At 44.9% G+C, this 16940-nt stretch carries 13 protein-coding genes; 8 read left to right on the plus strand and 5 right to left on the minus strand.

Annotation, left to right across the window (positions count from 1 at the left end; translation table 11 throughout):
* The first annotated feature begins 18 nt into the window (after positions 1–18).
* The 6 genes from PYTT_RS13095 (at position 19) to PYTT_RS13790 (ending at position 8462) form a co-directional block, all read left to right on the plus strand.
* Positions 19–1656 (plus strand): AAA family ATPase, encoded by a 1638-nt coding sequence (locus PYTT_RS13095; RefSeq protein WP_083076874.1) that lies wholly within the window; start codon positions 19–21, stop codon positions 1654–1656.
* Positions 1653–3656, plus strand: coding sequence for a PEP/pyruvate-binding domain-containing protein (locus PYTT_RS11045; RefSeq protein WP_071133482.1), 2004 nt, complete (start codon positions 1653–1655; stop codon positions 3654–3656). Before PYTT_RS13095 ends, PYTT_RS11045 begins: the two co-directional genes overlap by 4 nt.
* A 13-nt stretch (positions 3657–3669) precedes the next feature.
* Positions 3670–5109, plus strand: a complete 1440-nt coding sequence (locus tag PYTT_RS13475) for an SLC5/6 family protein (RefSeq protein WP_141675848.1) — start codon at positions 3670–3672, stop codon at positions 5107–5109.
* 90 nt (positions 5110–5199) lie between these two features.
* Positions 5200–6672 (plus strand): Eco57I restriction-modification methylase domain-containing protein, encoded by a 1473-nt coding sequence (locus tag PYTT_RS13100; protein ID WP_083076876.1) that lies wholly within the window; start codon positions 5200–5202, stop codon positions 6670–6672.
* Positions 6669–7622, plus strand: a complete 954-nt coding sequence (locus PYTT_RS13105) for a BsuBI/PstI family type II restriction endonuclease (protein WP_083076879.1) — start codon at positions 6669–6671, stop codon at positions 7620–7622. The genes PYTT_RS13100 and PYTT_RS13105 overlap by 4 nt, the downstream gene beginning before the upstream one ends.
* An 80-nt stretch (positions 7623–7702) precedes the next feature.
* Positions 7703–8462 (plus strand): IS5 family transposase gene (locus PYTT_RS13790; RefSeq protein ID WP_156850367.1). Its coding sequence is split into 2 segments (ribosomal slippage): positions 7703–8031 and positions 8030–8462, totalling 762 coding nucleotides; the frame shifts between segments, so codons are not numbered across the junction.
* Between the two features lie 398 nt (positions 8463–8860).
* Here PYTT_RS13790 and PYTT_RS13480 read toward each other — a convergent pair.
* From PYTT_RS13480 to PYTT_RS11070, 5 genes are all read right to left on the minus strand, one after another.
* A complete protein-coding gene (locus tag PYTT_RS13480; RefSeq protein WP_141675863.1) occupies positions 8861–9910 on the minus strand; it encodes a hypothetical protein in 1050 nt (349 codons plus the stop codon).
* 53 nt (positions 9911–9963) lie between these two features.
* Complete coding sequence (locus tag PYTT_RS11055) at positions 9964–11601, minus strand: hypothetical protein (protein WP_071133483.1); 1638 nt, start codon at positions 11599–11601, stop codon at positions 9964–9966.
* A gap of 134 nt (positions 11602–11735) precedes the next feature.
* Positions 11736–14201, minus strand: a complete 2466-nt coding sequence (locus tag PYTT_RS11060) for a phage tail protein (protein ID WP_067777219.1) — start codon at positions 14199–14201, stop codon at positions 11736–11738.
* A gap of 190 nt (positions 14202–14391) precedes the next feature.
* Entirely contained in the window at positions 14392–14655 is a 264-nt protein-coding gene (locus tag PYTT_RS11065) for a Txe/YoeB family addiction module toxin (RefSeq protein WP_067777216.1), read from the minus strand.
* Positions 14645–14935: a type II toxin-antitoxin system Phd/YefM family antitoxin gene (locus tag PYTT_RS11070; protein ID WP_067777213.1), complete on the minus strand. Its 291-nt coding sequence runs from the start codon at positions 14933–14935 to the stop codon at positions 14645–14647. Before PYTT_RS11070 ends, PYTT_RS11065 begins: the two co-directional genes overlap by 11 nt.
* A 151-nt stretch (positions 14936–15086) precedes the next feature.
* Between PYTT_RS11070 and PYTT_RS11075 the strand changes: the two genes are divergently transcribed.
* Together PYTT_RS11075 and PYTT_RS11080 are read left to right on the plus strand one after the other, a co-directional pair.
* Positions 15087–16292 carry a phage capsid protein gene (locus PYTT_RS11075; RefSeq protein WP_067777210.1) on the plus strand — a complete coding sequence of 402 codons (1206 nt, stop codon included), beginning with the start codon at positions 15087–15089 and terminating at the stop codon, positions 16290–16292.
* On the plus strand, positions 16180–16767 hold the full coding sequence (locus tag PYTT_RS11080) for a DNA-3-methyladenine glycosylase I (RefSeq protein ID WP_067777229.1): 588 nt from the start codon (positions 16180–16182) through the stop codon (positions 16765–16767). The genes PYTT_RS11075 and PYTT_RS11080 overlap by 113 nt, the downstream gene beginning before the upstream one ends.
* Positions 16768–16940 lie beyond the last annotated feature (173 nt).

Here is a 16940-nt window from a genome sequence, read left to right on the forward strand (position 1 = left end):
CTATATTAGCCACTAGGTATGAATTCAATAATCAATCCACCAAAGACAGAGTTGTTAGTAGATTTGATAGGACCCCTTATTAACATATCTTGCGTTCCTGATTTTGAGCAAATCCCCTCTGTGAGATATCTTCATGAGCGAGATATTGCTAGTATATGGCAGAATAATTATCCAAAACATGATATTCCTAGATCCGCAAAAGATGTTATAGAGAGAACTCTTCAAGTGATGTGTGAGTCAAAATTGCGCATGAAGCTGATTGATAAAGAAATTTTAGAACAAGTTTGTAAAGCTAAAGAATTTTGTGATGTTAAAATACTCAGTAGCTTAGGATCTAATAATAGTGATAAAACTGAATATAAAGAATTATGTAATAAATTGTTCCAAGAATCAAAAAATCTTTTAATATCTTGTTCTAAGGCATTATTCAAACTGAATCATAGGGAAATTCCAGTCTTGGAGGATCAAGATTTTGAAAACATCAGTCTAGAAAATTACATTAAAGCTTCAAGTTCTACTGACAAAAAATACAGAATTGTATTTGACGATGATATTAATTATAGGGTCCTAGTTGAAAATGAGAATAGCGTTGATCAGTGGATCAGCGGAGTGGATTGCTGTGATTGTGCTAATGATTTAAAATTCATTCTAGAGGATCGACTTCGTATAACAATTAGTGGAGATGTTGTTAATTCAATTAAAGAAGTTTTTAACAATAATAAAAATTGGGATGCGCTTGCTAAGTATGAAACAACATTAAAAGGATTTTATGTGTATAATCTAGAGGATAGAGAATATATCAATAAATGTATTGAAACGATAAATGATTTAATTCAAAATACATCAACACAACGAGATAAGCCTATTTGTGTATTTTTAGCAGGGAAACCTGGTACGGGAAAATCATTTTTTGTAAAATGTTTGGCAAAATTTCTAAAAATAGCTGAAAATTATCCTGTTACTTCATTATCTGGTGTAGCAAGAGATAAATTTTACCACGCTGTTAATAATCATATTTCTAGAGCATTCGACCAAAATTTGGTTGAAGATACTTCACCAACTATTGCCTTTCTTGACGAAGTGGATACAAAAGGGGATCACTTAGCCTTTCGTCTCCTTATGGATGCCATGACAGGAACAAGAATGGATGAATATGGTATGGAAAAGGATTTGAAGTTAAAAAGTTGTACTTCACGTAATCTCATTTGGATTTTTGCTGGTAGTGGAGGAGCCGATCGGGAAGAATTTATAAAATGTTTCAAATGTGACGAGCTGAAGGTTGCAGATTTTTTTGATCGAATTCATTTTGATATAAAATTGCCGTCAGCGGATCATCCTGGACAGGTTATCCTTACTTTTTTAAGTTCGTTAAAGAGATTAATTGCTCCTAATAAAGAATTGATTATAAAGATTTCAATAAAGGTGCTCTACTTATTTGCTCAAACTCGATGGAAAAGTTCTAGACAAATTATGACTATTTGTAGGGTTATTTTTTCAAAAAAATACAATGCAAATAAAAATAAGTTTGAACTTAATTTTGAAGACTTCAAAGATATGGATGTATCTCCAGAATTTGAAAAAATATACAAAGAATTAATGGATGTTACTTTTTCCGAAAAAACGATTGAAATCAAACAAGTGAATAAAGAATCATGAACGAATATATAATTCAACTTCGGGATAAAAAAGCATCATCGAATGATAAAATTGGAAGTAAAGCTTCCAATTTAGTTAAACTTGTTTCAATGGATATCGAAGTTCCTGATGCCTTTTTTGTTACATCAAAGATGCAATACGACTTTTTTCTGCGAAATAAGATTCTAAAGCTCATTCAAAGTGAGTCTAAAAAACTTTGTTCTCAAGAATTTTCGGTGTCGCTAGTTGCAGCAAAACGTATTCGTGATGCTGTGATGCAAGGATCTTTTTCTAACGACGAGCTTAATCTCATTGATAATGCAGTAGTGCAGTTGGTTGGAGATCAGAATAATAGGAATCTTGCTGTTCGGTCGAGCGGAAGCATGGAAGATGGTGTCACGAATTCATGGGCTGGCCAATTTGACTCTTTTCTAGATGTTAATCCACACGATGTTCCCAACTACATTAAACAATGCTGGGCTTCATTATTTGGGGCTAGAGCAGTCAGATACGGTGTTAACGTTTTAGAAAATGAAGACATACGTCCGTTTGCGGTTATTGTGCAATTAATGATAACTGGGGAGTGTTCGGGAATTGCTTTTTCAGCAAATCCGCTTAACGGAAAAACAGAGCATGTCCTTGTAGAAGCAGTTAAAGGAAGTGGGGAAAAAGCGGTAGGAGGACAAGAAACTCCCTATTCTGTCATTCTTGATAAGAAGGAAAAACTCGTTTTGCAAAGAAAATTCGGTAGTCAAGGCAAAGTAGAGCTTCTATCTCCTAATTTATTAAAAAATTTGGTTGTTGAAATTATAAAAATAGAAGAAATATTTTCTATTCCCGTTGATGTGGAGTGGACTATTAGAGATTCTAAAATTTATATTTTGCAAGTTCGCCCTATTACTTCATTCGCGGTGGCATCCCCCTTAAAAAAAGGTTGCTCATTACCAGACATTATGAATTATGAATTAACATTCAAGGTAATGGGATTGAATGTTCTGTTCGCTGATTTACTCAGCCATGGATTTGGTTATTTACACCCACTCTTTATTTGCAATAAAAATGAGTTTTGGCAGTATTTTACAAAAGAACGCATGGAATATGCTGCAAAGTACGGCTATAAATGGTTAAGTTCGCCTACTGGATTTATAGATTACCAACAAAAATTTGAAATTTTTCATGGTAAATCTATTGTTCGTTTAGAGAATATATTGAAGAATGAACTTGCATCAAAATCAGTACAAGATTTTTTCTCAATTCTTTATGAGTATTTTGTATTCTATTCTAAAATGGATTTTCAGTTTACCAATTTGACATTTTTGTATGCGGATGAAAATCCGATCATTTCTGAAAACTTGAATAAACTGTCCGCTTTCAAGGATATTGCGCGTAACTGGATAAATAATATATCTATTAATGATGAATGCTTATTTAATAAATTACTATTCCAGATATCTCATAAATTTGATGTAACTTGTGACGATTTACAGCTTTATAAAATTCATGAAATTATCGAGCTTTTTGATAAAAAAATGGTTATTCCTGCGGAGATTAAATTACGTTCAAAAGGTGCTGTTATCATAAATGATGGTTTAACAATTAGGTATATTTTTGGGCAGCAGGCTACAATGTTTATCCATAATGTTGAAAAAATTAGGAGTATCCAAGAACATGCAAAAATCGTTGGTCAGGTTGCCAATAGGGGAGAGGATCGTTATGTTATCGGTACTGCATGTTTGATCAATGTTGATTATACTTGTCTTCAAGAAATGGAAAAGGCTATTGCTCAAATGAAAGATGGGCAAATACTTGTGTCTGAATTTACTGCTCCTGAACTTATGTTGGCCTGTTCTAAAGCTAGAGCAATTGTAACCGATATGGGAGGTATGCTATCACACGCAGCTATTATTAGTCGTGAATTTAAAATTCCATGTGTTGTTGGAACAGAACATGCCTCTCGTTCCTTGGTCAATGGGGATCAAATCAGAATCGATCTTGATCTAGGAATTATTGAAAAATTATGAAAGACTAGCATTCATGGGTATTGTGCAACCAAGAAAATTGGACGATGCATTAGGGGATTCTGGATATAGATTAGATAAATACTTCCTTGGTGATAGATCAATCATATTTAATAGAATATCAGAACTCTTGATATCGGCATCATTTGGAGCAAACGCTATTCTTTATTCAGTATGGTTAGGATACATTATGGGCGTATGGGCTATTTTTATACATTTAGCTTGGTGTGTAAGTTTTATTTTATTAGGGAAATTTGTTTTTAATATTTATCATTATACGAGCCTTCATGATTTTCTGGGAAGTAAATTTGGTAGAACGACGCGAATCATCTCTGCGTTATGTTCTATTATTGGTATTGTATACTTTACCGGTTGGGAAATTGCAATCACCTTAAACGGAGTTGAATCTCTAGCCAGTTTTTCTGATCTTGGGAACTCTGTAAATTGGCCTATCATTACCACCTTGATAGTGATGACAGCCTTATTTTACACGGTACTTGGAGGAGTAAAAGCGAACAGCATTATCAATCCAATTCTTAATGCCGTGAAATTGTTTCTTTTGTGTGGTGTTGTTTGTACTATGCTTTGGATTGTTTATGATAAAGAGCAACTGTCCGTAGGATTATTTGTTCCAGATTTTGACCTATCAATTTTAAAATTAGGAGTTATTGCATTCATAACGAATATTATATTTAACCTTTCATGGCAATTTGTTGATAATTCATCATGGCAAACGATTAGCTCCAGTAACAATGATATTGCTGGTTTGAAAAAATTATTACCACGAACTAGTATAGGTGTCTTATTTGCCTATATATTGGGAACGATATTAGGGGTGACTCTTAGAGTAATTCCAGATTTGAATTCAGATAATATTCTTGGAAATTTAGCCCTTATGTGTAGTTCAAGATATAGTTTTCTTTTACCGTTATCTATGATTGTATTACTTTTATTTTCGATGATGTCGTTAGTCGATGGATTAGGACTTTCTGTTTCTCAAACTATAATGGTTGATTTAAGAATAACAAATAAGTGCAAAAAAGTTATAACAAGTATTAGCCCAATGCAGTTAGCACGTTTTTTTACTATATTATCTGGAATATTTGCCGCATGGGGAGTATCCTTTATATTAAATATTCTTGGTATTAATATTTTTGATTTTGTGTACATATTTATCGTTATTCAGTTAAGTCTACTGGGACCCGTGCTTGTCGGTCTTTTATTCAAATTTAGAAATATACAATTTATTTGGGTTAGTATAGTTATTTCTTGTGTGGTTGGAATTAGTGCCAATGTGTTCGGAGGATTATGGAAAATTAGTTGGCTGCTTGATGCCGCAGGTACGATTACTACATTGACTTCTATATTGGTAGCTTTCAGTATGTATTGGGTGGCAAAAAGTCGTAGGCGACGTGTGCGAGAAATTATTGAGGGGTCCTCAACTTCAAAAACTTGATGTGTGGATTTCGAGAGAAGAACTGATTTGGGATTGTGCTAAAAGTTGTTCTGAGTTACTCTGATGGCAGTTTTAATGGAAAATCAGTGAATGAGCCAGCAACTCAAGCTTACAAATAGCATAGACTACAAACCAATTTCAGTCTCTACGTCACTTCGGAAAAAAAACTTGGGACAGTATATGACTCCTGAAAGCATTGCACATTTCATGGCCGCAATGTTTCCTGATTCATTTGATCGAAGTTGTCATCTTTTGGATGCAGGAGCTGGGTGTGGTGCCTTAACGAGTGCCTTTTTAGATCGATGGAAAACTGGTAAGTTTGGCTTTTCTGCTGTTAATGTAACAATGTATGAAATTGATGCTCTTCTTCGGCAACAGTTGCATTCTCAGATAGCCAATTATCCTGAAGCTAATATAAGCGTTTTAGAATGTGACTATATTATGGATTCTATGAATAGGCTTCCACATGAGGAAACTTATTCTCATGTAATTTTGAATCCTCCATATAAAAAAATAAATAGTCATTCAACTCATCGAAAAGCATTGAACGCTATTGGTGTAGAAATGGTGAATTTATATTCTGCTTTCGTGGCGCTAGCTATTCTTCAAACTAAACATCAGGGACAAATCGTCGCAATTATTCCTCGTAGTTTCTGTAATGGACCCTACTATAAAGCTTTTCGTCAATTGCTACTTGAGCACACGACCATAAAACATATTCATTTGTTCAAAGCACGCAATAAGGCGTTTCAAGAAGACTCTGTGTTACAGGAAAATATTATTATCCGACTGGAGAAAGGGAGTTCTCCCGCAATGGTAAGGATATCTTCATCCACCGACGCTTCTTTTGATGATTTATCGTACTTTGATCTGCCTATTGAGCGTATCGTGTTTCCAGAAGATACAGAACAGTTTATTCACATTCCTTCCTCTACTGAAATACTAAATCTAGAGTCATCCGAATCTATTAAATATTCATTGCAGGACTTGAATATTCAAATTTCAACTGGACCTGTTGTTGATTTTCGTCTTAAAGAACATTTGTGCTCAATGCCTTGTGAAAATACTGCGCCACTTTTGTATCCAATACATTTTCGAACAAACAAACTCGTTTGGCCTTTGTCTGATATCAGAAAACCTAATGCAATTAAAAGGAATGTCGATACAGAAAAATGGCTCTATCCAACAGGTTTTTACTGTGTCGTTAAACGTTTTTCCACTAAAGAAGAAAAACGTCGTATTGTAGCACGAGTGATTGATCCAAACGTTTTTAAAAATATGCCGCCTGTTCTTGGCTTTGAAAATCACCTTAACGTGTTTCATCAAAATAAAAGAGGATTGCCACCAGAATTGGCTTACGGATTATCGACCTTCCTGAACTCAACGGAATTAGATGAATATTTTCGTAGATTTAATGGGCATACGCAAGTCAATGCAACGGACCTCAGAAAACTGAAATATCCCAGCATGGATGTTCTACTTCAACTTGGAGTATGGACTATGGCACAGTCTTCTTTTGAGCAGAGTGATATAGACTTAAAAATTACAGAATTAACATCATGACTCATCAATATACTCATTTGCAAACAGCGCAACGTATCCTCATAGAACTGGGTTTTCCTCGAGGACAACAGAATGACCGTTCTGCCTTGTGTCTTTTGGCGCTTCTAAACTTGAGTCCCGAAAAAAAATGGCATGAAGCAGAACGCCCGTTAATAGGAATAACTCCCATTATGGAGTGGGTTCATCGCTTCTACGAAATAGCCTATGCACCTAATTCTCGTGAAACCTTTCGTCGGCACACTATGCATCAGTTTTGTGAAGCGGGAATTGCTCTTTATAATCCAGATGATCCGCGTCGTCCTGTTAATAGCCCAAAAGCAGTTTATCAAATTGAACCTTCGGCATTGGACCTACTGAAAAAAGTACATTCTCAGGAATGGCAAGACTCATTGAAAATATGGCTTGCTTCCAGAAAAACATTAAAAGAACGCTATGCCAGAGAACGTCAGATCAATCGTATTCCTGTTACCATTGCTAAGAATCAAAAAATTTCTCTTAGTCCGGGAGAACACAGTGAATTAATCCGTCAAATTATTGAAAATTTTGCCTCTCGATTTATTCCTGGAAGTTGTTTGATTTATGCTGGCGATACCGGGGAAAAATGGGGCTATTTTAATGAAGAATTATTACGTCAACTAGGTGTTCGTATTGATGAACACGGAAAAATGCCGGATGTTGTTTTTCATTTTATAGAAAAAAATTGGCTGATTGTAGTTGAATCTGTTACTAGTCACGGTCCAGTTGATGGTAAACGACACGCAGAATTAGCCAATCTATTTGCTGATTCTTCAGCCGGAATAGTTTATGTCACAGCCTTTCCCAACCGTTCAATCATGGGGCGATATTTAGGTGATATTGCTTGGGAAACAGAAGTATGGGTTGCTGATGCTCCTACTCATCTAATCCATTTTAATGGAAGTCGTTTTTTGGGCCCCTATGTGGAAAAATGAATATTAATCCTCGCGATTCAAAAAATTTACAGAGACTAGATATTGTCGACAATTAAAGAGAATGGATTATAATAGATAGCATGAGCGGATCACTCAGGCATCAGTTGAGAGACGACCAATGGGAAAGAATCAAGGATTTTCTTCCCGGTAAAAAGCAGGATGTTGGATGTACAGCCAAAGACAACCGGTTGTTCATCGAAGCTATCATATACAAGGCAAAAACAGGATGTGGTTGGAGAGATATTCCGGAGAAATATGGAAAATGGCACAGTGTACATAAAAGATTTTTGAGATGGAGCCGCAAAGGAGTCTGGCAAACAATTTTTAACACTCTCGCGTGTAGCGCGGATACGGAATGGCTCATGATTGACTCAACAATTGTAAGAGTTCATCAATATGCATGTGGAGCCAAAGGGGGAAAAAAATGAGCAAATAGGTAAATCCCGAGGAGGCCGAACAAGCAAAATGCATGCGCTCTGCGATTCCCATGGCAATCCGATGAAATTTATTCTGACGGGAGGAGAAGAATCTGATTACAAGCAGGCCATGGCCTTACTGCAGGGACAGCAAGCATGTCACGTTTTGGCAGATCGCGGTTATGATGCGGATTATGTTGTTCAAGCTGTTGAGAGTATGGGGGCAGTTGCCGTGATTCCTCCGCGTAAAAACAGGCGGGAACAAAGAAAATACGATACCCATTTGTACAAGGAGAGAAATCTTGTAGAGAGACTTTTTCTGAAAATGAAGAGATTCAGAGGATTTGCGACACGGTATGAGAAATTGGCTTCTTCTTTTCTTTCCCTCGCTCATTTCATCGGCATTCTTATCTGGCTCGAGTAATTGTCGACGATATCTAATTAATAATATTTTTTTGTTACGTCGTTTAAAATTCTATTGATTATAGAAATGATTTGGGTGCACAAAATCCCATAATTCACCTCACCACAAAACATCCGTTCCCTTGCAGTCCCCACAGGCGTCTATATTTCCGCTCTTCTCGTACATTCCTCCACCCTTTCCTTCTTCACCGAAAACGTGAAATTCGCCCATTCAAAACTGGCTCGTCTCATGTATGTTCAGCAATCTATGAATGTTTCACCGGACCCTTCTGACAGCCTACAAAAATACTCTCAGTTTTCGAAATCGTTTTGAACTATTTTAAACATGTTCCTATTTTTAGGGCATGAGAGATGCATATGCCATGAAGATGTATTTGTAATATCTTCTATTTTAATTTATTATTGCAATAACATCATATCATGAATAAAAGTCAATAATTTTTCAGAAGGGCATTTTTTGCAATCAAGGGAAGGAACTGCAATATCGGTTCCAATTCCGGCGAAACATGATACAGACAAATTGATTTTTCGCGTTTTTCGATAAGGTTTATGATGAATATGCTTTTCCCATTCATGCTTGGCTTCGTCTAAATTTTGAAGAATATCTAATTTTAATGCGGTTTTGCCTTGTCTACATGCTTCGATCAAACAAGACATTCCTTCTCTGAATTGCACTGCTTTTTTTGAATTGCGTACATCTCTAATAACATGACTTAATGATTCTTTTTCTTTTCGGGCACGATTAAGCACATATGAAGCGATTATGGGGACACTGAAGGATGCTATTGTATCCCCCAAATAAATATCATGTAATTCTTTTGTTCTTTCATGTAATGCAGACTCAAATGAACGAATCAAGCGAAAAGGAACTCCTTCTTGAGTTAATTTATGCATACTTGATAATAATTCTTTTTTATTTGGATGAAGCACCAAATCAGATGATATTTTATTTTGCAATTCAATATAATATGCGCATCTAATTGTATTTACAAGTATTGGAAATAAATCTTTTTCTAAATTGATAATATATTTATCAGTAATTTCTTTTTCAAAAAATAAAGAATACATTTTCATGTGTGCAGATGAACAATCTCGGGATAGGTAATCTTTATTCATGCGTGTACTTTTATGATAGTCTTTGCGGAAATTTTTAATAATTTTTTCAACTGGATAACACTTGTATTTTTTATGAATATTTAACAATTCATCCTCTGATATTTTTATAGGTTTTAATATGTCAGAAAAATCACGCAATATGCTACTTTCTATTTTATAATGATTGACATATGGAGATCCATCTATAAATATATCATCATATAATATTAATGCCTCAATTCCTGTAAATATATTGTTTTTCACAAAATCTGGGCAAGTCAAATTGTCGATATCAATTGAATTTGAATTATTTATTTCAATAAGAGTTGAAGTATCTAATAAAATTTTTGACATATTTATATATGTAATTAATTATCATAAAATAGCAATTAAATAACTCTAACCTTTTAAAAAAGCTCCTCCGCCCCCCTCGCCAGCCCCCGCATCCGGCCCTGGCACATCTCTTCTCCCGCATCCTCCTCCTTCCATCCGCGCTCCTTCGCCACCAACCCCTTCTCGCAGGCCTCGGCAAACGTCCGCAGGGCATCCGCCGCATGGGAACACACATCGTGCAGCGGCTCCGTCCGCAGCACCCCGTGCGTACCGGACGGGGCCGTCCGGTAATTCGACAACGCATCCACCCCGGAAAGATACCCCGCGATCATATCCGGCAGCGCCGTCCGCTGCGAACACCGCGCATGAATCACCGCATGGCGCAGCAGTTGCCGCGTCGCATCCACTGAGGCCCACAAATCCTGCGTCCTCTTCACGCACGTCACCAGGTACCCCGCCTTCTCCAGACTCCCCGCAAAACTCGCCCCGTCCAGAAACCGCCTCCCCCCGTCGTGCGGCAGGAAACACTCCGCCACGCGGCCATACGTCGCCTCCCGCTTCCGCAGCTCCCCGATGTAGTGATCCAGCGTCCGACCGTTCGCCGTATAATTATCCAGCACATAAAACTTCCCGTCCCGCCCCGGCTGAATCCACCAGATACTCATGAAATCGGCCAGCCCAATATCCCACGCCGTATAAACCGGCAAATGCGCGTCTGCCTCGAACTCCGCCGTCAGCCTCCCCAGCTCGCGCAGCATATTGATCTGGCTGCCGAAAATCGTCCCCTCCGCCACCGGATTGAGAGCTTCGTCCGGCACCGTCGGAAACTCCTGCCGTATCTTCCTCTGCGTCCTCGCCATCGCCGCATACCAGCACTTCTGCTCATCGTCCAGCACGATCCCGTACTCCTCCTCCAGACTCGCAAAATACTTCACCATCTTCGGCTCAACCGGAGCCTTCCCTCCGACAATCCTGTACCCCGGCTGCCTGATCCAGGAAAAGAAAAAGAACCTGAAATCCAGCGGCGTCAACTCCTTGCCCACCATATCCATCGCCGCCACCGTCAGTTCGTAATTCAAGCCATATTGGCCTCCCTCATGCGTACTCTCCTTGATAATCACCCCGTTCTGGTGAACCGTATTGAACCCGCCGCTGATAATCTCCTCCGCCTTTTTCGGATCGTGCGCCGCAATCGCCCCCAGCTCCGAAATATGCAGAATCTGCAAAGTCCCCCCGCGTAGCGAAGTCCCCACATACACCGTCGAGCCATTGGGAAACGTCGCATCCTCCGTCGTAAACCGGCACCCCTTCATCTCCTCCTTCACCATCCCGCCGATGGCGGCCACCAGCCGATCCTCCTCCGTCGCTCCCTCCGGCACATGATCCAGATGATCGAAGGCAAACCGCATCTTCGCCATCTTCTTCTTCGCCTCCGGCAGCGAACGGTCGATCACACCGCAGGTAATATTCTCCGTAAACAGGCAGGCATCCAGCTCCAGAATCGCCGCGAATGTTGAAATCCCGAGCTGCCGCACCTTCAGCACATCATTCCTGTGGTGCAGATGGTCGTAGAGCTCCTGCTGCGCCCAGTTCAGCACGAACCGCACCACACGCCCGTCCACATCGACAATCCAGTACAAATGGCACAACCGCCACCACCTGTCCGCCAGCAACGCCGCCACCTCCTCAAACTGTTCATTCGTCAAATCCATAGGTTTCAAGGTAAAAGAGAAAAGGGAATAAACATTCATCAAAATTTCCCTCCATACCAATCCGGCAATCCGCCGGATTCGCACTCCAAAAAATCTGCGTCTCATCCGTGTCCATCTGTGTTTAAAAACCGTTCCTACCCCTGAATCGCCAGCAGAGAAAATCCCCGTTCTCCTCGCACCCTCAGCCCCACCACGCACTCCCAGTCCCAGCGGGCGGAAGCCAGCAGCGCATTCCACCCCCTCGGCAGCATCCCGTAACGGTCCAGCTTCACCCACACCGTCCCGTCCGCCGTCACCTCCACCCCCTCCGCCGGACACTCCTCTTCCAGGAACATCTGCACCTGCGCGATCGGAACCTTCTGCGCCCGCACATCGGGAGCCGTCAGCGCATTCGTCACCACCTCCGACACATAATCCCTCTCCCCGTGATCCATCCACGGGCCATCCTCCCGCATCACCTCAATCCACCTCATGGCAACTCCATCCTCTTCGCGTTCCACGATCAAAAACAACACATCCCCCCGCGTCCCGTTCGGCAACGCCGCCACGGACACCACACGCCCCGCCGTCTCATACCTGTGCCAGCAATGCACCTCGTGCATACTATTGTACGTCATCAACGCCATCGACCCGTCCCGCAGCACAAACACCGCCCTCGCTTCCGGCTTCCGCAGCATCGCCCCGCACGCCACCCCGCCGTCCTGCGCCAGAATATGCGAAGCAAACACCGTCAAATCCCGGCTCACATACGCATCGCTCTGAAAATCGTACCCGTACTGAAACATCCTCGCCCCTCCGCGCTCGCAATACAGTACCTTGTCCACCGCCATCACCGCAGGCAGCGGCGCGCTCCCCACATACCCGTGATTCCCGGCCCGCACATTCGCATGAGACACCGCCCCCGACTGCCCCGCGCCCACCACATACTCCGCATCCGCCGTCCCCAGCAGCAGCCTCTCCCCGTGCGCCATCAGCCAGCAAATCGCATTCTGCGAAGTCGTCGCCAACGTCACCGCAATCCCCGCATCCTCCTCCTTCCCCAGGTCGAACCTGTCCAGATCATCCGTCCGGCTCATCCACAACGACTGCGGCTGCGCCACCGTCGAAGCGAACACCAGCCGTTGAGAAAACACCTCGCAGAGCAGGGGGAACCCGTACGCCGGGCGAAACGCACACCAGCTCCAGTCCACAAAACTCCGCCTCCCCGTAAAATCCACCTTCACCGCACTCGCATCATGCCAGCCCGAGGCCAGCACAGCCTCCGTCTCCTCATCCACACTCTCCCAATACCGCAGCAGCAAATCATGCTTGTAGGAAGAAACGACCAGCCTGTTCCCGCACACATCGTCCGGAAACCCGTTCACCGGAGACTCGTCCATAAACCGGCTCCGCGTCAGAAACAGCCGCACCCGGCACTCCTCCCCGCTCTCGTCCCCGGTCATCAGCACATTGCTCGCCGCCCCGATCCGTGAAAACGAAATCCCCCGCGACTCCCACTCCCGGTCCAGCCCCGGCCCGTCATAGCTTCGCCGCACCTCATAACTCCCGTACCATGCCCCGGAACAGAAAAACTCCCACGTCCCCCGGCAGGGCACCGCCTCCCCCACCGCCAGCCCCTTCACGAAATGCCCCGGATAATCCGAGGGCGACACCGCCGCCTGCACGAAATCCCCACCGCCAAACGCCCGTACGCAAGTCCAGTACTCCCAGTACCCCGACCGCAGCACAACCTTTTCCCCCTTCGCATACCTCCGCTCGCTCAACCCGTTCACCGGCTGCACCCCGCCGAACCCCTCCGTCCTCTCCGCCCGCAGGAAATTGTCCGGATAATTCTCCGGCAAATTAAGACCGTCCACAAAACTCCCCGCCTCCAGATCCTTCGTACACACATAAAACGCCAGACTCGCCTCCCCGCGCCGCGCCAGTTTCGCTCCCTGCGCATAAAACGACTCTCCGCCCAGCTCCGAAAACACCTGCACCCCGCCCACCAGAACCGACCGGCAGGCAAAACACTCCCTCTCCTCCGTATAAAACGAAGCCCGCAGCAAATCGCCGCCCTCCATTGAGCGCTCCACCTCCGGCAAACTGTCCGGCAACACCACCGAATAACTCCCGTCCGCATTCCCCAACACCAGCAGCTCCTCATCCCGGTACCCCGCATACCGCCACGGAGGTGCAGAGAACACATACGGCTCGAACACCCACCTCCCCGCGCCATTCCGCTTCAGCACACAGGGCGCACAGGCCGGATGCGTCAGAATGAGCAGATTATTCACCTGCTTCCAGCGCAAGAACTCCACCTCGCCGAACTCCGCGTCGAACTCCGCCAGCACGGCGGCGGAAGCCGCATCCAGCACCCGCACACGCTCGCCCGACACCTCCACGAGAAACCGCTCCTCCTGCGAATACACATATGGAACCAGCCGGGAACGCTCCATCGCCGGGCAAAACGCCATCATCCCGCGCCTGCGGCGAATCCCTCCCATCTGCGACACATCGAAATTCACCAGAGACTGCGCGGCCCGCTGGAACACATCCAGATCGGACCGCAACGACAACTCCGGCGAAATCTCCCCGCCATTGAACGCCACACGTTTCATCCCCCCATCCTATCTGCCATACAGACGAAAGAGGAACACTCATATCATGAGGAAAGCAGGTGCATTACATGAATCGCCAAACTCTCACCTGATCCGGCACTCCGCCGGATTCTCCCTCAAAAAATCCGTGCATCATCTGCGTCGAGTCTGCGCCCCTCTGTGTCCCCACCCAGGCACTCCGCCGGGCAAATCACTCGTAATGCTTCCGCAGAGAACGAATAAACACCACCCCCGCCTCCTCATCCACGGCATAAACAATCCTGTCCTTCGCATTGATGCGCCGCGACCAGTACCCCGACAAATTGCCCACCAACTGCTCCGGCTTCCCCTTGCCCGTATAGGGCGACTCGCAAATCTCCAGCAAAAGAGCCGTCACCTTCTCCACCACCTTCCGGTCCGCCTTCTTCCAGAAGGCCAGATCGGCCATCGCCGACTTGGAAAACTCAAGCTTCATCTTCCGTCGAAGACATGAACTTCTTCAGATCATCCGCGCTCATCACCACGGACTCCCCACGATTCCGCTCCTCAAGAGACCTCTCCAGATGGCGCACATTGGCCGGAGCATCAAGCTGGTGCATCGTCTCCATCCAGGACTCCCACTCCTCACGCGGAATCATCACCACCTCGCGCTGGCGCGACCTGATGATCACCGGCGTCGAATCATCCACACACGTCTTGATCGTCTGCGAAAGATTCTGCCGGGCTTCACTATAGGAAAGGCATAACGGGGTCATGCCAGAAACGTACAAGAAAATTGTACCATTGTCAAGAAAGAAGGCGAAACTCACGCCATGCACACCCCGTACTCACACCATGAGCATATCCTGCCGCCCCCATTCCACAGGAAAATAAGCCACTATGGAATTAACGCCAGACATCACGAAAATGTTTCGCACCAAACACGAAACAAAATGGGAAGTCCAGATCCAGCAGGACATGGAACTCGTCAGACCCTTCGTCACCATCCACCCCAACTGCCGGGGCAAATCGGTAGAACTCCCCTACCACGGCAGCGCCCGAATGCGAGAATACAGCGGAAGGCTCCAGAAAATCGTCTGGTCCGAAATGGACTTCGGCAAACGCAGCATCAAACCCCGCAAATTCTACGACTCCATCCCCCTCTCCGAAGACGACAAACTGGAAATGGACACCCTCGACCTCCGCGCTGAAGAAGTCATGGGAGAACAACGCAAAGCCTGCGCCCGGATGCACGACGAAGTCATCCTCGGAGTCATGGAAGACGACGCGGGCGGCTACCGCATCCGCACCCAGGAAGACGGCGTCTGCGGCGGCATCCTCGCCCCCAACTACGTCGGAGACGACGGAGCCACCATAGAAACCCTCGACACCTCGCCCGGCTCCTTCCAGCTCATCCCGGCGGACTTCGTCGCCAAAGGCACCAAAACCGCCTCCGGAATGCTCCTCGACAAAATCGCGGAACTCCTGTGCCGCTACCGCATCCTGCACTGGAAACCCGGCAAGGGAGACGACATCGTCGTCGCCATCTCCCCCAAACAGCACATGGACCTCCTCCTCATGGAACAAACCCAGCGGCGCGACTACGGTTTTTCCTCCCTCACCAACGGACAAGTCAACGACTTCCTCGGCGTCAAATTCCTCATCACCAACATGCTCCCCCTCGACGAAGCGGGCAACCGCCTCTGCGTCGCGTGGCTCAAAACCCGCGTCAAATTCGGCATCTGGAAAGAAGCCGCCTTCCGCATCGAACCGCGCTCCGAATACATCGACGTCCGTGAACAAATCACCGTCAAGGCCGCACTCGGAGCCACCCGCCTCGACAACAAAATGCCTTCCTCATGCCCTGCAGGGAAGCCGCCTGATGAACCGGACCAACAAACGGCAGGAAAAAGACACCAGCATCCCGTCATCCCCAACAGACGATGGGCACAGGCTTGCACTTATGGGCTGGACAAATCGAAGGAATTGAGGCATGATAAGAAGGGTTATAACCATGGAAATGCAAGACCTGATCAATGGAAGATGCGGTTGGTGCGGCGCCGACAGCCTGTACATGAAATATCACGACGAAGAATGGGGCAACCTCATCACGGACGACAAACTTCTCTTTGAATTCGTGACGTTGGAAAGCGCCCAGGCAGGCCTGAGCTGGATCACCATACTCCGTAAAAGAGAAGGCTACCGCAAAGCATTTCATCACTTTGACGTCACCAGGGTTGCCAACATGACGGAACAGGATGTCGAACGCCTCATGCAGGACGCAGGCATCGTCAGAAACCGGCTCAAAATCAAGGCGGCTATCAGCAATGCCAAAGCATTCATCGCCATACAGGAAGAATTCGGCAGCTTTTACAACTACACACTGTCATTCTTCCCGGACCAAAAACCGATCATTTATCACCGCAAAACACTCAAGGACATCCCGGCCACGACACCGGAATCAGACGCCATGAGCAAAGACATGAAAAAGCGAGGCTTCAAATTCTTTGGATCGACCATCTGTTACGCCCACTTGCAGGCCGCAGGCTTTGTGAACGATCATCTGGTGGATTGCCATTGCAGAAAAGAGAATGGCTCATCAATATGAACCTGACCAGCCCCTGTCTGCCGGGATGTACAGCCAGGGCAAATAGATAATCCTGAACAGACAAACCTTGTCCCGTCTTTTCCCGCCTCCGGCAAGCCAGAACCCGCGCCAAACGGCACGGCAGGGAACAAACGAAACGCCCGTTTCCCCCGCATGGGAAACGGGCGTCTTTC

The organism is Neoakkermansia glycaniphila, from assembly GCF_900097105.1.
GTDB classification, from domain to species: domain Bacteria; phylum Verrucomicrobiota; class Verrucomicrobiia; order Verrucomicrobiales; family Akkermansiaceae; genus Akkermansia; species Akkermansia glycaniphila.